16 protein-coding genes, 1 tRNA gene and 1 pseudogene are annotated in these 20932 nt (G+C 70.7%); 11 read left to right on the top strand and 7 right to left on the bottom strand.

Annotated elements, in window-relative coordinates; genetic code table 11:
• Positions 1–24 precede the first annotated feature (24 nt).
• The 4 genes from IEY79_RS23395 (at position 25) to IEY79_RS23380 (ending at position 4987) form a co-directional block, all read left to right on the top strand.
• Positions 25–624, top strand: a complete 600-nt coding sequence (locus IEY79_RS23395; protein WP_189109530.1) for a DUF501 domain-containing protein — start codon at positions 25–27, stop codon at positions 622–624.
• Complete coding sequence (locus IEY79_RS23390) at positions 621–1547, top strand: Ppx/GppA phosphatase family protein (RefSeq protein ID WP_189109529.1); 927 nt, start codon at positions 621–623, stop codon at positions 1545–1547. The genes IEY79_RS23395 and IEY79_RS23390 overlap by 4 nt, the downstream gene beginning before the upstream one ends.
• Positions 1548–1983: 436 nt before the next feature.
• Positions 1984–3423: an NAD(P)/FAD-dependent oxidoreductase gene (locus IEY79_RS23385; RefSeq protein ID WP_229701064.1), complete on the top strand. Its 1440-nt coding sequence runs from the start codon at positions 1984–1986 to the stop codon at positions 3421–3423.
• Positions 3424–3694: 271 nt separating this feature from the next.
• Positions 3695–4987, top strand: coding sequence for a class I SAM-dependent methyltransferase (locus tag IEY79_RS23380; RefSeq protein ID WP_189109528.1), 1293 nt, complete (start codon positions 3695–3697; stop codon positions 4985–4987).
• A 128-nt stretch (positions 4988–5115) separates the two neighbouring features.
• On the opposite strand, the gene IEY79_RS23375 is transcribed toward IEY79_RS23380, so the two are convergent.
• On the bottom strand, positions 5116–7656 hold the full coding sequence (locus IEY79_RS23375) for an ABC transporter permease (protein ID WP_189109527.1): 2541 nt from the start codon (positions 7654–7656) through the stop codon (positions 5116–5118).
• A 198-nt stretch (positions 7657–7854) separates the two neighbouring features.
• On the bottom strand, positions 7855–8616 hold the full coding sequence (locus IEY79_RS23370) for an ABC transporter ATP-binding protein (protein WP_373292606.1): 762 nt from the start codon (positions 8614–8616) through the stop codon (positions 7855–7857).
• Between the two features lie 436 nt (positions 8617–9052).
• Between IEY79_RS23370 and IEY79_RS23365 the strand changes: the two genes are divergently transcribed.
• Both IEY79_RS23365 and IEY79_RS23360 read left to right on the top strand, forming a co-directional pair.
• A tRNA-Leu gene (locus tag IEY79_RS23365) sits at positions 9053–9136 on the top strand.
• A 445-nt stretch (positions 9137–9581) separates the two neighbouring features.
• On the top strand, positions 9582–10463 hold the full coding sequence (locus IEY79_RS23360) for a Bax inhibitor-1/YccA family protein (protein ID WP_189109525.1): 882 nt from the start codon (positions 9582–9584) through the stop codon (positions 10461–10463).
• Positions 10464–10557: 94 nt separating this feature from the next.
• Here the strand turns inward: IEY79_RS23360 and IEY79_RS23355 are convergent, their stop codons facing one another.
• A complete protein-coding gene (locus IEY79_RS23355) occupies positions 10558–10788 on the bottom strand; it encodes a DUF4287 domain-containing protein (protein WP_189109524.1) in 231 nt (76 codons plus the stop codon).
• 102 nt (positions 10789–10890) lie between these two features.
• On the opposite strand from IEY79_RS23355, the gene IEY79_RS23350 reads away from it, so the two are divergent.
• Entirely contained in the window at positions 10891–11235 is a 345-nt protein-coding gene (locus tag IEY79_RS23350) for a hypothetical protein (protein WP_189109523.1), read from the top strand.
• On the opposite strand, the gene IEY79_RS23345 is transcribed toward IEY79_RS23350, so the two are convergent.
• The 3 genes from IEY79_RS23345 to IEY79_RS23335 all read right to left on the bottom strand — a co-directional run bounded on the left by IEY79_RS23345 (position 11219) and on the right by IEY79_RS23335 (position 15117).
• A complete protein-coding gene (locus IEY79_RS23345; protein ID WP_189109522.1) occupies positions 11219–12301 on the bottom strand; it encodes a hypothetical protein in 1083 nt (360 codons plus the stop codon). The genes IEY79_RS23350 and IEY79_RS23345 overlap by 17 nt on opposite strands.
• 397 nt (positions 12302–12698) lie before the next feature.
• On the bottom strand, positions 12699–13916 hold the full coding sequence (locus tag IEY79_RS23340) for an acetyl-CoA C-acetyltransferase (RefSeq protein WP_189109521.1): 1218 nt from the start codon (positions 13914–13916) through the stop codon (positions 12699–12701).
• 187 nt (positions 13917–14103) lie between these two features.
• Positions 14104–15117, bottom strand: a complete 1014-nt coding sequence (locus tag IEY79_RS23335) for an SGNH/GDSL hydrolase family protein (RefSeq protein WP_189109615.1) — start codon at positions 15115–15117, stop codon at positions 14104–14106.
• A gap of 171 nt (positions 15118–15288) precedes the next feature.
• On the opposite strand from IEY79_RS23335, the gene IEY79_RS23330 reads away from it, so the two are divergent.
• Positions 15289–16686: a cystathionine beta-synthase gene (locus IEY79_RS23330; RefSeq protein ID WP_189109520.1), complete on the top strand. Its 1398-nt coding sequence runs from the start codon at positions 15289–15291 to the stop codon at positions 16684–16686.
• A 375-nt stretch (positions 16687–17061) separates the two neighbouring features.
• Here IEY79_RS23330 and IEY79_RS23325 read toward each other — a convergent pair whose 3' ends face one another.
• A complete protein-coding gene (locus IEY79_RS23325; protein ID WP_189109519.1) occupies positions 17062–17487 on the bottom strand; it encodes a hypothetical protein in 426 nt (141 codons plus the stop codon).
• Positions 17488–17761: 274 nt separating this feature from the next.
• Between IEY79_RS23325 and IEY79_RS23320 the strand changes: the two genes are divergently transcribed.
• The 3 genes and pseudogenes from IEY79_RS23320 to IEY79_RS23310 form a co-directional block, all read left to right on the top strand.
• The gene (locus IEY79_RS23320) at positions 17762–19360 is read left to right on the top strand and encodes an aromatic amino acid ammonia-lyase (RefSeq protein WP_189109518.1); all 1599 of its coding nucleotides are present in this window, start codon (positions 17762–17764) and stop codon (positions 19358–19360) included.
• Positions 19357–20193, top strand: coding sequence for a MurR/RpiR family transcriptional regulator (locus IEY79_RS23315; RefSeq protein WP_189109517.1), 837 nt, complete (start codon positions 19357–19359; stop codon positions 20191–20193). Before IEY79_RS23320 ends, IEY79_RS23315 begins: the two co-directional genes overlap by 4 nt.
• Positions 20194–20302: 109 nt before the next feature.
• Positions 20303–20836: pseudogene (locus tag IEY79_RS23310) on the top strand (hypothetical protein); the annotation flags it as partial.
• Positions 20837–20932 lie beyond the last annotated feature (96 nt).

The following is a 20932-nucleotide window of genomic DNA, read 5'->3' as shown; positions in this document are numbered from 1 at the left end:
ACACCCAAGGAAACCGACGCAGGTATGCAAACGCCCCCTCCGCAGACCGAACGCACCGAACCCACCGAGGCGGACGTCGACGCGTTCAGGCAGCAGCTCGGCCGGCCCCCGCGCGGTCTGCGCGCCATCGCGCACCGCTGCCCCTGCGGGCAGCCCGACGTGGTGGAGACCGCCCCGCGGCTGCCGGACGGCACTCCCTTCCCGACGCTCTACTATCTGACCTGCCCGCGCGCGGCCTCGGCCATCGGCACGCTGGAGGCGAACGGTGTCATGAAGGAGATGACCGAACGCCTCGCCACCGACCCGGAGTTGGCCGCCGCGTACCGCAAGGCGCACGAGGACTACATCGCGCGGCGCGACGCCGTCGAGGTACTGGCGGGCTTCCCGAGCGCGGGCGGTATGCCGGACCGGGTGAAGTGCCTGCACGTGCTGGTCGGCCACTCGCTCGCGGCGGGCCCCGGAGTGAACCCGCTGGGGGACGAGGCGCTGGCGATGCTGCCCGAGTGGTGGCGCAAGGGCCCCTGTGTGATCCCGTTCACAAAGCCTGGAGAAGCCGCGCCCGCCGGCGACACCGAAGCCGACACCGCAGCCGCAACCGACGAGCACGCCGGGGGTACGGCATGACCAGGGTCGCGGCCGTCGACTGCGGGACGAACTCCATCCGCCTCCTCGTCGCCGACGCCGACCCCGCCACCGGCGAACTCGTCGATCTCGACCGCCGCATGACGATCGTGCGGCTCGGCCAGGACGTCGACCGGACGGGCCGGCTCGCCCCCGAGGCGCTGGAGCGCACCTTCGCGGCCTGCCGCGAGTACGCGGAGATCATCAAGGGCCACGGCGTGGACCGGACCCGCTTCGTGGCCACCTCCGCGTCGCGCGACGCCGAGAACCGCGACGACTTCGTCCGCGGCGTCCTCGGCATCCTCGGTGTCGAGCCCGAGGTGATCACCGGCGACCAGGAGGCGGAGTTCTCCTTCACCGGCGCCACCAAGGAGCTGACAGGCCGCACCGATCTGGCCGAGCCCTTCCTGGTCGTGGACATCGGAGGCGGCTCCACCGAGTTCGTCGTCGGGACCGACCGGGTCACGGCCGCGCGGTCGGTCGACATCGGCTGCGTACGGATGACGGAGCGGCACCGCCCGAGCAGTCCGGCGACCCTCGGCGAGATCACCGCCATACGCGGGGACATCGACGCCGCCCTCGACACGGTCGGGGAGAGCGTCCCGCTGGGCGACGCCCGTACGCTCGTCGGCCTCGCCGGGTCCGTGACCACGGTCGGGGCGATCGCGCTCGGCCTGACCGAGTACGACTCGGCGGCGATCCACCACTCCCGGATCCCGTTCGAGCGGGTCCAGGAGATCACCGGCATGCTGCTCACCGCCACGCACGACGAGCGCGCGGCGATCCCCGTGATGCATCCCGGGCGGGTCGACGTGATCGCGGCGGGCGCGCTGATCCTCCTGACGATCATGAAAAGGACCGGCGCGGAGGAGGTCGTCGTGAGCGAACACGACATTCTCGACGGCATCGCGTGGTCGATCGCCTGAGCGGGTGAACGGGGGTCGTCCTGGGGGTGTTCCCGGGCCGCCCCCGGAGCGCCTTTACGGGGGTTTTACGGGTGCTCTGCACCCCCTCCCTCACGCACCCCGGAACGAAGTTCGTGAAGTTCTTCACAAGGAAAAACGCCGGGTTGGGCGCACATCACTCCCCGGGGAGGCCCGACCCCGTTCCGACCCCCCTGCGCGGCCCGTCAACGGGTCGTTCCGGCGGCGTTGCGGGCGTATGAACCACCCGCTGGTCCACTCCCGCGAGATACCTCAAGGGCCAGCTCAGGGAGGGTGTGGAGTATCCCTCGGCGCCGTATGGTCCCGCTTCGGACAGATGATGTCGATCATGGGGGCCGCGCAGTGTAGCAGAGGTGGGGAAGGTGCTTGTGAAGGGGCTCACGAGCACCCCCTCCCAGGCAGGTGGATACTCGATGGCATGAGCACCACGGAGCGTCCCAGGATCCTTGTTGTAGGCGGAGGGTACGTAGGCCTGTACGCAGCTCGTCGCATTCTGAAGAAGATGCGCTACGGGGAGGCGACGGTCACTGTTGTCGACCCCCGCTCGTACATGACGTACCAGCCCTTCCTCCCCGAAGCCGCCGCCGGCAGCATCTCGCCCCGGCATGTCGTCGTACCGCTGCGACGTGTGCTGCCCAAGGCCGAGGTGCTCACCGGTCGGGTCACGACCATCGACCAGGACCGCAAGGTCGCCACCGTCTCGCCGCTCGTCGGTGAGGCCTACGAGCTGCCCTTCGACTACCTGATCGTCGCGCTCGGCGCCGTCTCCCGCACCTTCCCGATCCCCGGCCTCGCCGAGCAGGGCATCGGTATGAAGGGCATCGAGGAGGCGATCGGTCTCCGTAACCACGTGCTCGAACAGCTCGACAAGGCCGACTCCACGACCGACGAGGAGGTCCGCCGCAAGGCGCTGACCTTCGTCTTCGTCGGCGGTGGCTTCGCCGGCGCCGAGACCGTCGGGGAGATCGAGGACCTGGCGCGCGACGCCGCGAAGTACTACACGAGCGTCAAGCGCGAGGACATGCGCTTCCTGCTCGTCGACGTCGCCGACAAGATCCTTCCCGAGGTCGGCCCGAAGCTGGGCAGCTGGGGCAAGGAGCACCTGGAGAGCCGGGGCGTCGAGATCTATCTCAAGACCGGTATGGAGTCCTGCGTCGACGGCCACGTCGTGCTCGGCAACGGTCTGGAGGTCGACTCCAACACCATCGTGTGGACCGCGGGCGTCAAGCCCAACCCGGCGCTCGCCCGCTACGGTCTGCCGCTCGGCCCGCGTGGTCACGTCGACACCGACGCCAAGCTCCAGGTGCAGGGCACCGACTACATCTGGGCCGCCGGCGACAACGCCCAGATCCCGGACCTGGCCGCCCGCCGGGCCGGTGTCGAGAACGCCTGGTGCCCGCCCAACGCCCAGCACGCGCTGCGTCAGTCGAAGGTCCTCGGCGACAACGTGATCTCCGGGCTGCGGGGCTTCCCGCAGAAGGAGTACAGCCACGCCAACAAGGGCGCGGTCGCCGGTCTCGGCCTGCACAAGGGCGTCGCGATGGTCGTCGTCGGCAAGCTGAAGATCAAGTTCCGTGGCCGGCTGGCCTGGTACATGCACCGCGGCTACCACGGCATGGCGATGCCGACCTGGAACCGTAAGATCCGCGTCTTCGCCGACTGGACTCTCTCGGCGTTCCTCAAGCGCGAGGTCGTCTCCCTCGGCGCGATGGAGACACCGCGCGAGGAGTTCTACGAGGCGGCCAAGCCCGCCCCGGCGCGTCAGGCCGTCGCCCCGAAGACGGAGTCCGGCCCGGACCCGGAGTCGCAGCCGGGGGCCACGAAGGCCAAGGCCGGCACCAGCGTCAAGGCCTCCTGACCGCGCGCCGAGGCGCGTAGGCGCACGTACCGACCCGAAAGGGCCGCCCGCCATCCGTGGTGCGGGCGGCCCTTTCGCGTGCGCCCGGCGCTCAAGGTGGGTACGAGAAGGCACGCAAGGGTGCGCACCGGCTGATTTGGTCACAAAATACGTGGCAGGTGCAGCTATTTTTGCCCACCCATTGCGTGCTGTCGGGACTGCAACTCCGTCCCGGCGGTGTTTACGTATCTGTTGAGCATTTCTGGGATCCACCATCACGGAGGTGTGCGCCATGGCCGACGCCGCACTGCGGCTGACCACTCTTGCCGAGGAACTGCTGGGAGCCCCTCTCCCCGTACGTATCCGCGCCTGGGACGGCAGCGAGTCGGGCCCGCCCGGCGCGCCGACCCTCGTCGTCCGGCACCGCCGGGCCCTGCGCCGACTGCTGTGGAAGCCGGGAGAGATGGGACTCGCCCGCGCCTGGGTGGCCGGTGAGATGGACGTCGACGGTGATCTGTACGCCCTTCTCGACCGGATCGCCGGACTCCTCTGGGAACGCGGCGCCGAGGCGGAGGAGGGGGTGCACCCGCTGCGCGACCCGCGGATGCGCGCCGCCGGCAAGCGCCTCCTGGAGATCGCCGGCCCCTGGCCGCCGCCCCCGCCGCCTCCCGAGGAGGTACGGCGCAGAAGCGGCGCGCTGCACACCAAGCACCGGGACAGAGCCGCGATCAGCCACCACTACGACGTGGGCAACGACTTCTACGAGATGGTCCTCGGACCCTCCATGGTCTACTCCTGCGCCTACTTCGAGCACCCGGACTCCCCGCTGGAGGACGCGCAGCGCGACAAGCTCGACCTTGTCTGCCGCAAGCTCGGGCTGAAGGAGGGCGAGCGGCTGCTGGACGTCGGCTGCGGCTGGGGATCCATGGCCATGCACGCCGCGCGTGAGTACGGCGTCCAGGTCACCGGTGTCACGCTCTCCCGCGAGCAGGCCGCGTTCGCGCGCAAGCGCATCGCCGGCGAAGGCCTCACGGACCGGATCGAGATCAGGGTCCAGGACTACCGGGACGTCAGGGACGGCCCGTACGACGCCATCTCGTCGATCGGCATGGCCGAGCACGTCGGATCGGTGCGTTTCCGCGAGTACGCCGACGACCTCTTCGCCCTCCTCAAGCCGGGCGGCCGGCTGCTCAACCACCAGATCGGGCGCCGCCCCGAGAAGGACGAATCCAAGTACCGCATCGACGACTTCATCGACGCCTACGTCTTCCCCGACGGCGAACTGGCCCCGCTCGGCCGCACCGTCGGCACGCTGGAGGAGGCGGGCTTCGAGGCCAGGGACGTCGAATCCCTGCGCGAGCACTACGCTCTGACGCTCCGTCAGTGGGTGCGGAATCTGGAGCGGCACTGGCCCGAGGCGGTACGGGCCACCTCACCCGGCCGCGCCCGGGTCTGGCGCCTCTACATGGCCGCCTCGGCGCTCGCCTTCGAGCACAACAGGATCGGCGTCAACCAGATCCTGGCGGTGAAGCCCGCCGACTCCGGCGTCTCGGGTCTTCCGCTGCGCACCCGCAGCTGGCGCTGACACGAGTCACGGCGCACCCCGCCGCGCTCGCGACGCACGCGCTTCATCCATGCCGGCACGGCGAAGGGCCCCGCACCCGGGGGGGATGCGGGGCCCTGAGGCCGTGTCGCGCCGGCGCGGCGCCGGACTCACTCGGTCTTGATCGCCGTCAGCATGTTGAGCTTCGCCGCGCTGCGCGCCGGCCAGAGCGCGGCCAGCACACCCACGAGCCCCGCGAGGACCAGGAAGATCCCGATCCGCTCCCACGGCATGACCAGCGCGTACCCCGGGATCGACGAGCGGATCGTCTCGCCGATCGCCCAGGCCAGGAACGTGCCGAGCCCGACACCGATCACCGCGCCGAAGACCGAGATCACCACGGCCTCCAGCCGGATCATGCGCTTGACCCTGCGGCGGTCCAGGCCGATCGCCCGCAGCATGCCGATCTCCTGCTGACGCTCGAAGACCGACATCGCGAGGGTGTTGACGACACCGAGCACCGCGATGATCAGGGCCATCGCCAGCAGTCCGTACATCACGTTGAGCGCGGTGTTGATCATGCCGCCGAACATGTTCCTGATGTCCTGGCGGTCGTTCACGCTGATCGCCGGGTTGTCGCCCAGCGCGTCCACCAGGGCCTGCTTGTTGGCCTCGGTCATGCCGCCGTCCATCGCCACGTACACCTCGGGCGTGTGCGGGTCCGCCTCGTGCGGCCCCACCAGACCGGTGGAGATCATGACCGGTGAGATGAACTCGTTCTGCTCGTAGGTGGCGCCGACCTTCAGCCGCGCGGTCTTCTTGTCCTGGTACTCCACCGTGACGGTGTCGCCGGTCTTCCACCCGCGTGACTTGGCGGTCTCGGAGTCCACCGCGATCGCGTCACCGTTCAGCGTGCCCAGCGAACCGGTCACCGTCTTCACGGCGAGGACCCGCTCGATGTCGCCCGGGGTCACACCCGACGCGGAGGCTCCCTCGCCGTCGATCGTCAGCCAGGACGCGCGCTGCGGGGACGCCGCGCTGACACCCGGCGCCTTCTCCAGCGCCGTGACCGCCGACTCGTCGAGACCGCCGCCGCTGGCCATCGCGATCATGTAGTCGGCCTTGATGTTGTCCGTGGTCATCTTGTCGATGGCCTGGCCGAGCGTGACACCGATGGTGGTGAGGCCGGTGACCAGGGTGAGGCCGATGGCCAGCGCGGACGCGGTGGCGCCCGTACGGCGCGGGTTGCGCACCGAGTTCAGCCCCGCCAGCTTGCCCGCGACGCCGAACACCCGGTTCAGCAGCGGCTGTACGAGGGCGATGACCGGGCGCGACAGCAGCGGGATCAGCACGATGATGCCGACGAGCGAGAAGAAGGCACCGGCACCGATGATCAGCTTGCCGTCCTTCCCGACCGCGGCGCCCCCGATGATCCCCGCGGCGCCGATGAGCGTGAACACGGCGCCGATGGAGTTGCGCAGGACCAGCGACTTCATGGTGGCCACGGCGTGCACGCTGCTCATGGCCGCGACCGGCGGGATCTTCGCGGCCCGGCGGGACGGCAGCCAGGCGGCGATCAGGGTGATCACCACGCCGACACCGAAGGCGGCGGCGACGGCGACCGGGCTGATCACCAGCGGACCGGCGGGCACCTTCGCGCCGAACGAGCCCATGGCCGAGCGCAGTCCGACGGCGAGACCGACACCGAGGACGAAGCCGATGGCGGACGCGACGAGGCCCACGACCAGCGCCTCGGCCATCACCGAGCGCTTGACCTGGCGGCGCGAGGCGCCGACGGCGCGCAGCAGCGCCAGCTCCTTGGTGCGCTGGGCGACCAGCATGGTGAAGGTGTTGGAGATCAGGAAGATTCCGACGAAGAGCGCGATGGCCGCGAAGGCGAGCAGCATCTGGTTGATGCTGCTGAGCTCGTTCTCGATCTGCTTCGCCTGGTCGTCGGCGAGCTGCGTGCCGGTCTGGGCCTCGGCGTCCTCGGGCAGCAGCGGCTCGACCTTGCGGAGGATCTCCCGGTCGGAGGCGCCGGGCTCGGCGGAGACGGTCGCGTCCCGGAAGAAGCCCGGCTCCAGGTAGAGCTTCTGGGCGACGGAGGTCTCGAACAGCACCAGACTGCCGCCCGCGTTGACCGCGCCGTCCTCGGTGGTGAAGACACCGGACAGGTCGTACTCCTTCACCGGCCCGTTGGTGGCGACGCGCACGCGGTCGCCGACCTTGTACTCACCCCTGGACGCGGTGGACCTGTCGAGCGCGATCTGGCCGGCCTCCGTGGGGCCGGCGCCGTCGGTGAAGTCGTACGCGGCGTCCTTGCCGTCCGCGGCGGGGGCGAAGTTGGTGCCGGTGTTGGACCAGCCGTTGCCGATGAGCTTGCCGTCGGGGTCGGCCACGCCGGCGAAGCCGTCGACCCGGCCCGTGACGGTCCGGACGCCGTCGACGGCGGCGATCCGGTCCAGGGTCTTCGGACTGAGTCCGGGCTCCGGCTTCTTCCCGTCCGCCCCGGGCTCGTTGGTCTCGTAGGTGGAGACGGAGACGGCCACGTCCTTGTAGCTCTTGGCCGACTGCTTGTTGAAGGCGTTGCCGAGGGTGTCGGTGAAGACCAGGGTGCCGGAGACGAAGGCCACGCCGAGCATCACGGCGAGCACGGTCATCAGCAGCCGGGCCTTGTGCGCGAGCACGGTGCGCAGGGCGGTACGGAACATGGTGGGAGTCCAGACGAAGTGGGCAGGGCGAACGGACGGCTCGACCGGAGGCGTCGCGAGTGACGGACCGGGGGCCGGAGGACGGTGTGCCGGGTGGGCCGGAGAGCGGCAGGGCGGGACGTGCCGGGACGTCCTGGACGGACGTGCCGGGGGCGCGCGGGGCGGTGTGAGGGTGTCAGGGGCGCCGGGCGGCGGAGGTCAGCTCCTGCGGCCCTTGGCGTCGAAGGCCTTCATACGGTCGAGCACACCGTCGGCGGAGGGGTGCTGCATCTCGTCGACGATCCGGCCGTCCGCGAGGAAGATCACCCGGTCGGAGTAGGAGGCGGCCACCGGGTCGTGTGTGACCATGACGACGGTCTGGCCCAGCTCCCGTACGGAGTTGCGCATGAAGCCCAGCACCTCGGCGCCGGCCCGGGAGTCGAGGTTTCCGGTCGGCTCGTCGCCGAAGATGATCTCGGGACGGGAGGCCAGGGCGCGCGCCACCGCCACCCGCTGCTGCTGGCCGCCGGAGAGCGCGGTGGGACGGTGGTGGAGCCGGTCCTTGAGACCGATCATCGTGATCACGTTGTCGAGCCACTGCTTGTCGGGCTTACGGCCCGCGATGTCCATGGGCAGCGTGATGTTCTCCAGGGCCGTCAGGGTCGGCAGCAGGTTGAACGCCTGGAAGATGAAGCCGATCTTGTCCCGGCGGAGCTGGGTGAGCTGCTTGTCCTTGAGCTCGCCCAGCTCGGTGTCGCCGATGCGTACCGAGCCGCTGGTGAAGCTGTCCAGCCCGGCCACGCAGTGCATGAGGGTCGACTTGCCGGACCCGGACGGGCCCATGATCGCGGTGAACTCACCCTGCCGGAAGTCGACGGTGACCTGGTCGAGGGCGACCACCTGCGTCTCGCCCTGCCCGTAGACCTTGGACAAGCCGGAGGCATGGGCGGCCACGGCGCTGGCGCGGTGGAGGAGGGGCATGGTCGTCACGGGCGGGGCTCCTAGCGGGGAGGGTCTGGCGGATTGACTTCATCCTCTCCGCCGCACGGTCGCGGGTCGTCACCCCGCATGCCCGTTCCTGGGGCCATCTCGGGTCGGACCGGAAGGGCGCTCCGTCCTCCTCCGGTATGACGTCGACCCTGACTCAAGTACTCCCGTCATCTCCCGGTCGCACCGGCGACGCCTGTGTGGGATCCGTGTGCGGGGAGTGGCGAATAGTAGACAGAGAGCGGCGACTTTCCGTCATATCGCAAGGTCCGTATCAAGACCTTCGTCCTGCTTCCGGCATGTGCCGATGGCGTGTTACCAGGGCTGACACTCCCTCAGGTGCCAATAAAATCAGACAGGATCGGCTGAGTACTCGGCCGTCCGAGGGGTCCTCCCGGATAGGCTCGTGAGCCAACGCGGAGCCGCGTACGCCCGGATGGTGGAATGCAGACACGGCGAGCTTAAACCTCGCTGCCCCAATTGGGGCGTACCGGTTCAAGTCCGGTTCCGGGCACACTCTCTGAACGCGTGCTGACCTGCGAAGATCGATTCACCCCCAACTTTTTGCCTCTGGGGCACAATACTGCTGAAACGTGCCTGCAGGTTGCCATCTGCGACCAACTCTTCGCAGAAAGAGCACTCTTGACGAATAGTCAGCTGAAAAACGCGGTGAATCCCCAGCTCAAGCCCCATGATCACGTTGTCGAGTGCGCGTCAAACAGTTGATTCGAGACCTCCGGCGCCCCGCCGCCGAAGGAGTACCGCGGGGCCGTCGCGAGGGTCCCGGAGGGTCGCGGAACCGCCACCGGGCGGTGCCCCGGGCAGCCCTGGCGGCCCGGGGCCGGAACCCGTCGCGTCACGATCGAGGAAAGATCCTCCCAGGGCACTAGGGTGTTCCTTTTGCTCCCGCATTACTCTTGTGCCAAGGCCGCGCAGGGTGGCCGCCATGGAGGAGTGAGATGAGGAGCAGCAACCCGGTCTTCTCGCGACGGGGCTTCAGTCGCGACAACGGCCAAGCGGGCTTCAACGCGGCGCCGCAGGCCGGGGGCCCCGCCGTAGGCACGCAGAACCCGTACGCGACCAATCCGTACGCGGCCAACCCTTACGCCCCGCAGACGGACGGTCAGTACGGCGGCCCCCAGGCGCCCGCCCGCGCCGGGGTCATGACGATCGACGACGTGGTGACGCGCACCGCGTCCACGCTCGGTACGGTCGTCCTCACGGCTGTCCTGGCCTGGGTCCTGCTCCCGGTCGACGAGAGCAACCTCGGCAAGTCGTACGGCATCGCCATCGGCGCGGCCCTCGTGGCCCTGGTCCTCGCGCTGGTCCAGTCGTTCAAGCGCACGCCGGTCCCGGCGCTGATCCTGGGCTACGCCGCGTTCGAGGGCGTCTTCCTCGGCGTGATCAGCAGCGCGGCGAGCACGTACCTCTCGCCGGGCGTGGTCGTCCAGGCCGTGATGGGCACGATGGCGGTCTTCGCCGGTGTGCTGTTCGCGTACAAGATGCGCTGGATCCGCGTCACGCGCCGCTTCTACGGCTTCGTGATGGCCGCCGCGATGGGCTTCGTGCTCCTCATGGTCGCCAACCTGCTGTTCAGCGTCTTCGGCGGCGGTGACGGCCTCGGCTTCCGCAGCGGCGGCCTCGGCATCCTCTTCGGTGTGATCGGCATCATCCTCGGCGCGTGCTTCCTGGCGCTCGACTTCAAGCAGGTCGAGGACGGCGTCACGTACGGCGCGCCGCGCGAGGAGTCCTGGATGGCGGCCTTCGGCCTCACCATGACGCTCGTCTGGATCTACCTGGAGATGCTGCGGCTCTTCTCGATCCTGAGCGGCAACGACTAGGGCGCGTAACGGCTCGCACGACGAAGGGGTCCACGGGCGACAGCCCGTGGACCCCTTCGTCATCGGTGGTCGTCGTAGGTGGCGGCCGGTGTGGTCAGCCCAGACGGCGGGCGGCCCGCCTCAGGTCGTGCTCGTGGATGATCGCCTTGGCGTGCCCGTACGCGAGGTCGTGCTCGCCGCGGAGCCAGGCGACCTTCTCGTCGAAGCGGACGAGGGCGGGACCTTCGTCGACGGCGCGGAGCCAGTCGGAGATCTCGCGGCCGGTGCACTGTGGGATACGGGACAGCAGGTTGCGGTGGGTCTCTTCGGAGAAAACAAGGGACATCGGCGCCTCCGAGGGCAGCTCGCGCGTACTGGTCCTTCACGTCACCGTGCCTGAGCGTTCGCCCGTTGGCAACAGTTCGGGGGAGGCGCGTAGGGTCGCGGCGTGCTTGATACGACGCGTCTGACAGCCGCCGTGGACCGATTCGCCGACCGGCTGCGGGCGGCCCCGCAGAGCAGGTTGCAGCGCGGTGCCGCCGCCGAAGGGCTCGCTCTGGCCAGGGAATTGTCCGTACGTGCCCAGCGCATCGAGGACTCGGAGCGCGGCCCGGACGGCGGCCCGGACGAGCCGCCGAGAATCATGCCGGACGCCGGCGTCTTCGTTGTCGCCGATCAACTCACCGTCGCGGCGGGTGACTTGGCCGAGGCATTGAGAACGGCCCCGTCCGTTCCGGAACTGGACGAGGCCGTGCGGGCTGTCGAGCGGGCGGTGGCTAGAGCGAAGCTATGACCCGGTCGGCGAGGATGTAGATGTGGTCGTCGGCGGGGACGTCCTCGTCCTCCGTACCGGTGTTCTCCGCGCCCGTGCCGTCGCACGCGCCGGCGGGCACGCCGCACGAGAACGTGAGGGCGTACGCCCCCGAGATGCCCGAGCCGCCCAGCAGGAACGGCGTACCGCCGTCGCGCAGCGCTCCCGCGAGGCGCTCCGCGGTCTCGCGGTGGCCCGGGGTCATGCAGAGCGTCGTACCGTCCGTGAAGACGTACACGTCGAGCGTGCCCAGCGGGCCGGGGCGGACGTCGGCCAGCGCGGTACGGGCGTCGGCCAGCTCCTCCAGCCGCGCGACCGTGCGTTCGTGGTCGGTGACGACCGGCGTGCGGACCGGCACGAAGTCCGGGTGCGAGGGGTGCCTGCGGCGGGCGGCGGCCAGCTCCGGCGAGTCCTCGGCGAATTCACCGACCTCGCTGACCTCACTCACCTCGCTCAGCTCGGGCAGCCCGTCGAAGTTCCCGTACTCCCCGAGGTCCTCCAGGTCGTCGTACTCGCCGAGCTCCGCGGCGTCGGCGTTGTCGCCCAGGTCGGCGCGCTCGCGCAGCTCGGCGAGTTCCGCCAGCTCCGCGAGGTCGTCGTAGTCGTCGTCGGCGGCTCGGCGGGCGCGGTCGGCACGGTCGAGGGCGTCCAGGTCCAGCGCCTCCAGACCCACGAAGTCGGCCTGGCGCGGCACGTAGAACGGTCCGTCGTCGGGGCCGGGGCCGGTGAGGCCGCCCAGCAGCGACGGCGCGTCGCTCGCGTCGCGGGCCTCCTGCGCGGCCCAGAAGGCACGCGCCTCGGCCAGCTCCCGCTCGCGCTCCTCGGCCAGGGCCTCTGCCACCGCGAGCCGTATGTCCTCGGTGGACGCGGCGGCGGGTGCCGGTTCGCCGGAGCGTGCCTGCGGTACGGCGGCGCGGCCGCCCTGGTTGGCCAGGGACAGTTCGCCGCGCAGGGCGGAGACCTCTCGCCGCAGCCCGTGTGCGGCGTGCAGGGCGGCGACGCCCACGGCCGTGGCGGCGGCCGTGGTGAGCAGCAGGGCAATAGACATGGCGCTCACTGACTTACTCCCGGTCTTCAATGGTCCCCCGACTTCCTACATCAGCTTGTCGTGGGGGCGCGCACGTCGGCAGTGCATTACGTCATGAATTGGACAGGTCTTTCGACCTTACGATCAGCCCCATTACCGCCGCGACCAGCGTAAATGGGTCTCCCCCAGCAGGTAGGTCACATCCTGGGGGAGATTGAGTCACGACTGGAGCTCGACCGGGTTCAGCTCAGCCGCTCGGTCTCCGCGCGGGCAGGTGCGGCCCTCGTACCTCGGGCCGCCCCTACCCTCCGCTCCGGCTCAGCTCAGCCGCTCGGTCTCTTTGGTCGCGTTCGCTTCGCCACCGCTGCGGGCAGGTGCGGCCCTCGTACCTCGGGCCGCCCCTACCCTCCGCTCCGGCTCAGCTCAGCCGCTCGATGACCATCGCCATGCCCTGGCCACCGCCGACGCACATGGTCTCCAGGCCGAACTGCTTGTCGTGGAACTGGAGCCCGTTGATGAGCGTGCCCGTGATCCTCGCACCCGTCATACCGAAGGGGTGGCCGACGGCGATGGCGCCGCCGTTCACGTTCAGCTTGTCGAGGTCGACACCCAGGCCCTGGTAGGAGGGGATGACCTGAGCCGCGAACGCCTCGTTGATCTCCACCAGGTCGATGTCACCGATGCCCAGGCCCGCGCGGCCCAGCGCCTGCTTGCTGGCCTCGACCGGGCCGTACCCCATGATCTCCGGCGAGAGGGCGGAGACGCCGGTGGAGACGATCCGGGCCAGCGGGGTCAGCCCCAGCTCGCGCGCCTTGGTGTCCGACATGATCACGAGCGCCGCCGCGCCGTCGTTGAGTGGGCAGCAGTTGCCGGCCGTGACCAGTCCGTCCGGGCGGAAGACGGGCTTGAGGCCCTGGGTGCCCTCCAGGGTGATGCCGGCGCGGGGGCCGTCGTCCTTGGCGACCACCGTGCCGTCGGGGGTCGTGACGGGGGTGATCTCGCGCTCCCAGAAGCCGTTCTTGATGGCTTCCTCGGCGAGATTCTGCGACCGCACGCCGAACTCGTCCATCTCCAGGCGCGTGATGCCCTTGATCCGGGCCAGATTCTCGGCGGTCTGGCCCATCGCGATGTACGCGTCGGGGAGCAGACCGTCCTCGCGCGGGTCGTGCCAGCCCACGCCTTCGGAGGCCGCGACGGCGGCGGTACGGGCCTCGGCCTCGGCGAAGAGGGGGTTGTGGGCGGGCGCGCCGTCGCTGGAGCCGTTGACCGAGCGGGACACCATCTCGACACCGGCCGAGATGAAGACGTCGCCCTCGCCCGCCTTGATGGCGTGCAGCGCCATGCGGGAGGTCTGGAGCGAGGACGAGCAGTAGCGGGTGATGGTGCAGCCGGGCAGATGGTCCATCCCCATCTGTACGGCGACGATCCGGCCCAGGTTGTGGCCCTGCTCGCCGCCGGGGAGACCACAGCCGAGCATCAGGTCGTCGATGTCGTGCGGGTCGAGCTCGGGGACCTTGGCGAGCGCGGCCTGAATGATGGTCGCGGTCAGGTTGTCGGGCCGCAGCTCCTTCAGGGAGCCCTTGAAGGCCCGGCCGATGGGGGAGCGGGCGGCAGAGACGATCACGGCTTCGGGCATCACGGCTCCAGTGGCGGGTGCGGTACGGCGGGAGTGCCGTCTTGTGAAGTTACCCGCACGTACGGCGCGGGGTCACCCGGCCCGTCGTGTGACGAGGGCCGCAGTCCGATTTTCGCCCCCCGCCGGGCGCGGACCCGGGGCCGGTCCGCCGGCCGGGCACCTCGCGGTCGGCGCCCGGCGCGCACGGTCAGATGCGGTGGGCCCCTTCCTTCGAGGGCGGCGGGGGCGCGGCCGGTTCCGTCTGGGTCGGCTCCGCCTCCGGCAGACGCCGCCGCCTGCGGTGCTTGAGCAGGGCCCAGGGCGCGCGTGCCCCCGTGACCTCCGTGCCCGCCTCCGCCGCGGCCGCCGACGCCGCCTTCGCCACCGTCAGCATGTCCTCGTCGCGCGCCGAGTCCAGATGGTCCGTCTCCGGCCACAGGCCCAGCACGGCGCAGAGCGTCGGCAGGACGGCCATCGCCGCCGTCGCGTACCCCTCCGCCGACGGGTGGTAGTTGTCGGCGCCGAACATCTCGCGGGGGTTCGCCTCGAACTCCGGCCCCAGGAGGTCGCCGAGCGAGACCGTACGGCTGCCCTGTTCGACCGCCACGATCGTCTGGGCCGCCGCCAGCTGCCTGCTCACCCGGCGGGCCAGCCACCGCAGCGGCTGGTACACCGGCTCGATCGTCCCCAGGTCGGGACACGTGCCGACGACGACCTCCGAGCCCGCCGTCCGCAGCCGCCGTACCGCCGCCGCGAGATAGCGGACCGAGGCGGTCGCCGACATCCGATGGGTGACATCGTTCGCGCCGATTATGATCACGCAGACGTCCGGGGCCGGGAACGCGTCCGAGAGCAGCTGCGTCACCTGCCGTTCCAGATCGTCCGACTGGGCGCCCGGCAGCGCCACGTTCCGCAGGTCCACCGGGCGCTCCGCCACCGCCGCCAGGCCCGAGGCGAGAAGCGCCCCCGGAGTCTGGCCCGCCCGCCGCACGCCCTGCCCCGCCGCCGTGGAGTCGCCGAGGATGCCCATCCGCAGGGGGTCGGTGTGTCCGTACGCCAGCCCGTACCACCCGTTGCCCCGGGGCGGGATCGGCGCCCTCCCGCCGCCGACGGACCGCTTCGCCAGCTGGACCTCGGCCAGGACGAGCCCCACTCCGGCCGCACCGATCAGACCGACGCTCCCACCGCCGAAGGCGGCGCCCGCCGCGATCCGCCGTGCCACTCTCGCTCTTGACACAGTCGGGGTCACCTCCCTGTAGCCATTCACACCCTGTAGCTGTTCATACACAGCAATAAGACCAGCAAGAGGTAATTGCCCCGTAACGGCCGTGGCCCAATCTCTTACGCCTGCGCATACGCTGGCCGGACCATCACGGAGACCCCGGAGACAACGGTGCAATTCCACGACTCGATGATCAGTCTGGTTGGCAATACCCCGCTGCTGAAGCTGGGCAATGTGACCTCGGGCATTCAGGCGACAGTTCTTGCCAAGGTCGAATACTTCAATCCGGGCGGTTCGGTGAAGGACCGGATCGCCCTGCGCATGATCGAGGCCGCGGAGGAGAGCGGCGAACTCCGGCCCGGCGGCGCCATCGTCGAACCGACGAGCGGCAACACCGGCGTCGGGCTGGCGATCGTGGCCCAGCAGAAGGGCTACCACTGCATTTTTGTCTGCCCCGACAAAGTCTCCACGGACAAGATCAATGTGCTGCGGGCGTACGGCGCGGATGTCGTCGTCTGCCCCACGGCGGTCGACCCCGAGCACCCCGACTCGTACTACAACGTCTCCGACCGGCTGGTGCGCGAGACGCCGGGTGCCTGGAAGCCGGACCAGTACAGCAATCCGAACAACCCGCGCTCGCACTACGAGACCACCGGTCCCGAGCTGTGGGAGCAGACGGACGGGCGGATCACCCACTTCGTCACCGGCATCGGCACGGGCGGCACGATCAGCGGCACCGGCCGGTATCTGAAGGAGGTCAGCGAGGGACGCGTCAAGATCGTCGGCGCCGACCCCGAAGGCTCCGTCTACTCGGGCGGCTCGGGCCGCCCGTATCTGGTCGAGGGCGTCGGCGAGGACTTCTGGCCGAGCGCGTACGACCCGACCGTCACGGACGAGATCGTGGCCGTGTCCGACAAGGACTCCTTCCAGATGACGCGACGCCTCGCCAAGGAGGAGGGTCTGCTGGTCGGCGGCTCCTGCGGCATGGCTGTCGTGGCGGCGCTGCGGGTCGCCGAGGGGCTCGGCCCGGATGACGTGGTGGTCGTCCTGCTCCCCGACAGCGGCCGGGGCTACCTCAGCAAGATCTTCAACGACGAGTGGATGAACGACTACGGCTTCCTGGAGCAGGCCGGGGACGCCCCGCGCGTCGGTGACGTCCTGCGGTACAAGGAGGGCAGTCTCCTTCCCTCGCTCGTCCACATGCACCCCGAGGAGACGGTCGGTGAGGCGATCGAGGTCCTGCGCGAGTACGGCGTCTCGCAGATGCCGATCGTGAAGCCCGGCGCCGGTCACCCGGACGTGATGGCGGCCGAGGTCATCGGCTCCGTCGTGGAGCGCGACCTGCTCGACGCGCTCTTCGCCCGGCGCGCGTCGCTCGGAGATCCCCTGGACAAGCACATGTCGGGCCCGCTGCCGCAGGTCGGCTCGGGCGAGCCGGTGGCGGACCTGATGACCGCGCTGAGCGGTGCCAACGCCGCCGCCGCGGCGATCGTGCTGGTGGAGGGGAAGCCGACGGGTGTGGTGAGCCGGCAGGACCTGCTCGCGTTCCTCGCGAAGGACGCCAAGTAGGCGGTGCCCGAGCGGGCCCCGAACGGGCCCGCGACCCCCGCGACGGGTGCCCGGTCGGGCCCCCGCGGGCGGCTTCGTGAAAGTGGTACCGGCGTGACATCTACGCGCAGTACGCGCTTAACACGGCTCGGCCACAGTAGTTCTCGTCGGCGTCAGTGATCTCCGGAGCGGCTCCCGGACCCATGGACGCCACCGGGAAGCGGTGCCGGTACTGACCCGGCCCGGGACCCTCGCGGGGACCGCCGTCGTCCCGCCCTCCGGAAACGGGGGTGCGGCGGTCCCCGCCACATCTCTCTCCCGCGACGTTCCGCGACGTTCCACGACGTCACAGGACGGCCGGTCCGCCCGCGGACCGGCCGTCCCGCTGTCGCGGGGTCAGTCCTCCCAGTCGGAGGACTGCTTGGGCCGGTCGGTGCGCCGGCGTGACCAGGGCATCCCCCCGGACACATGAGCCACGTTCACGCCGACGATGCCGAGCCAGGCCACGCAGAGCCCGGCGAAGTCCGCCTGCACGACGGCGATCGCGGACAGCGGGATGGCGAGCACCAGCGAGATGATGCCGAAGCCGTACCGCTCGGCGAAAGACTCCTCCGTACTGCGCGGGCGGGCGCCGCGGGCGACGACCATCTGCTGTTCGGCGAGCTGACGCCGGACACGGCGATCGGTCGTGTGGTCGAGGCGCTGATCGAGCTTCTCCAGGAAGGACTCGATGAGCGCGGACTCGTACTCGGGCCCCAGCTCTCGGCGGGCCTGAAGGGTGGCGTCGAGCTCTTTCTTGAGCTCAGGGTCGCGGGCTTCCATGGCGACAACGGTACGAAGGCATGGGCCCCCGGTCAGTGGGGCTATCCCCCCTCTTTGCCTCCAGGGCACCTGACTCCTCGCCCCCACGGCCCCTGATCGCGGGTCGGGCCCCGTTCGTCACGCCTCCCGGCCGCAATGATCGCTAATCTCATGACATGAGCAATGGCCCCGTCCTGGAGACCCGGCGGTGCGCTCCCACGTGTCGTACGTTTCGTACGCCACGCGCGCCGGCGATCGGCTGAACGGATTGCCACGTTCCGAAGGGGTGCCCCATATGGCGGACCATGTGCCGTACGAGTCGCGGTACGACCTGCCGGACGACCCCGCCGCCGTACGGCCCGCCCTCGTCGTCCTCGACGGCCAGAGCCTCCCTGTCGCCGACATCGTCCGGCTGGCGGAGGGGACCGCCCGCCCCGTGCCCGGCACCGACGCCATGAAGCGCGTCGAGCAGTCCTGGCACACCGCGCGTGAACTCGCCGCCTCCGGCCGGGTCTACGGCCGCTCCACCGGCGTCGGCGCGAACCGTACCGAGGCCGTCCCCTCCGACGCCGCCGCCGACCACGGACTGCGTCTGCTGCGCAGCCACGCCGGCGCGATCGGCCGTCCCCTGCCCGCCCGCGAGGTCCGGGCCATGCTCGCCGTCCGGGCCAATCAGCTTCTCGCCGGGGGCGCCGGACTGCGCCCCACCGTCATCACCGCCCTCTGCGACGCCCTGACCGCCGGCGCGCACCCGGTCGTCAACGAGTTCGGCTCCGTCGGCACCGGCGACATCGCCGCCCTCTCGCAGCTGGGCCTCGCCCTCGTCGGAGAACACCCCTGGCAGGGCGGCCGGGCACCCGAGCCCCAGCCACTCGACAACAACGACGCCCTCGCCCTCATCAGCAGCAACGCCCTGACACTGGGTCAGGCCGCCCTCGCGCTGGACGAGTTGGGTCGGCTCATCGCCGCCACCGAACTCGTGGCCGGGCTCTCCCTGCTCGCCGTGGACGGCAGTTACGAGGCGTACGCCGAACCGGTCCACGCCGCGCGCCCGCACCCCGGTTCGTACGCCGTCGCCACCCGGATGCGGCACATCCTCGGCGCCCCCGAACGCCCCACCCCGCCGCTCGGCCGTATCCAGGACCCGTACGGCTTCCGCTGCGTCCCCCAGGTCCACGGACCGGCGCGGGACGCCGCCGGCGCACTGGAGAGCGCGCTCGCCGTCGAGATCAACTCCGCCGCCGAGAACCCACTGATCTGTCCGGGCACCGACGACGACCTGGTGCCCGCCGCGTACCACCACGGCGGCTTCTACCTCGCCCAACTCGCGCTGGCGCTGGACCACTTCAGACTCGCCGTCGTCCAGACCGCGAGGCTGTCCACCTCCCGGCTCTCCGCGCTGAACGAGCCCGCCTTCACCCGGCTGCGGCCCTTCCTCGCCGACTCCGAGCCCGCGAGCTCCGGCGTGATGATCCTGGAGTACGCGGCCGGGGCCGCCCTCGGTGACCTGCGCGCGTTCTCGGCCCCGGCCTCGCTCGGGCACGCGGTACTGTCCCGTGGCGTGGAGGAACAGGCCAGCTTCGCGTCGCTGGCCGCGCTCCAGACACTGCGGGCGTGCGAGCCGTACCGTCTCGTCGTCGGCTGCGAACTCGTCGCCGCCGTAAGGGCGTTGCGCCAGCGTGGCCTCAGGCCCGAGGCCGGTCTGCCCGTCGGCAGAGCCTTCGCCCTGGCCGAGTCCGTACTGGAGGCGGAGATCGCCGACCGGCCACTGACCGATGATGTGACGGCCGCGGCTCGGCTGCTCGACGAACTCGCCGCCACGGCCGACGACATGACACGTACGGGCCCGGTGGGTGGCACCGGCATGACAGGCACGACGAGGGGGATCGCGTGAGCGACAGTCCGGCCGCCCGGCTCCAGGAGCTCTTCGAGGGCCACCGGCTCACGCCCACCCAGCGGCGTATCGCGCACAGCATGGTGCGCCGGGCCGCCGACGCGCCGTTCCTGTCCAGCGTCGAGCTGGCGGAACTCGCCGGGGTCAGCCAGCCGTCGGTGACGCGGTTCGCCGTCGCGCTCGGCTTCGACGGCTACCCGGCGCTGCGCAAGCACCTGCGGGACGTCGCGCCCGCCGACCGGGGCGCGGGCGAGTCCGAGTACAACGAGTACCAGCAGGCCGTACACGCCGAGTTGGAGAACCTGCGGCAGCTGGCCGACCTGCTCGCCGACCCGGATCCCGTCGAGCGGGCGGGCCGCGTCCTGGCCGCGTCCACCCCGCTGCTCGTCCTCGGTCTGCGCGCCGCCTCCGCCCAGGCCAAGGGTTTCGCCTACTTCGCCGCCAAGGTCCATCCCGACATCCGGCTCCTCGACGAGGGCGGCACGATGCTCGCCGACCGGATCGACGCGGCGCGGCGCGCGGGCGCGAGCGCCCTGCTCTGCTTCGCGCTGCCGCGCCATCCCAAGGAGGTCGTGGAGGCGCTGGACTACGCCCGTGGGGCCGGGCTGTTCGTGGTCACGGTCGCCGACTCGGCCTTCGCGCCCGTCGCCGCCCACAGCGACCTGCTGATCCCGGCGGCCGTCGGCACGGGCCTCGCCTTCGACACCGCGTGCGCGCCCATGCTGCTGGGCCGGGTGCTGCTGGAGGCGATGTGCGACGACCTGCCGGACGCGCAGGCGCGCCTGGAGGAGTTCGACGGGCGGGCGGCCTCCCGGGGCCTCTTCGTCGAATAAGTTCGCCCGTTCTCAGGAAAAGCTCAGGAAACGCCATTAATCTGCCCGCCAAAACTTCTGTGAAGAGGAGGCGGCCGTGGGACGCGGAGGGCAGCAGTCGCTGGCGCGGGTGGCGGTGATCGTGAGGGCCGGTGCGGCCCCGATGTGGTGGCTCGGGGTCCTGGCGGCGGGGATCGGGGGGTTCATCCCCGGACTGACCGGACGCCGGGTCGGGCTGTACGCCGGGGTGGCGCTGTTCGTGCTGAGCGCGGCGGCCGTCGCGCTGGTGCGGCGAGGGCGGTACGGCGGCTGGGCCGAAGCCGCGTCGCGCGCGGCGAAGTTCGACTATCTCCAGGACCGCGCGGTGGCCCTGCGGGTCTGGCGGCGCGCCCATGTGTGGTGGCTGGTGGGCGCGTTCGTCGCGGCGGTGGCTCTGTCGTTCGCCGTACCGATCGCGGGTGGCGCCGCCCTCGCGGGCGCCGGAGCCGGGCTGTGGCTCAAGGCCGTACTGCTGGGCCGCGGTGAGCGCGCGAGCGGGGAACTGCTCTGGGTCCGTACCGACTGGGCCGGGCGCGGCAGCCCCGTCGGCAAGAAGGTCAAGGGGTTCCGGACGACCGGACTTGAGGCGGGGGACGCCGCACCGGGTGGGGCGCGGCGGCCCCGCGACGAGCGGGCCGGGCAGGCCAGGAAGGCCAGGCGGGGGAAGAAGGCCCAGGCGACCCGGGAGCCCGGGGCGGCCGATGGTGCCAAGGGTGCCAAG

This window comes from Streptomyces camponoticapitis, from assembly GCF_014646115.1.
Taxonomy (GTDB): Bacteria; Actinomycetota; Actinomycetes; order Streptomycetales; family Streptomycetaceae; genus Streptomyces; species Streptomyces camponoticapitis.
This window is presented reverse-complemented; position numbering and strand designations above follow the sequence as displayed.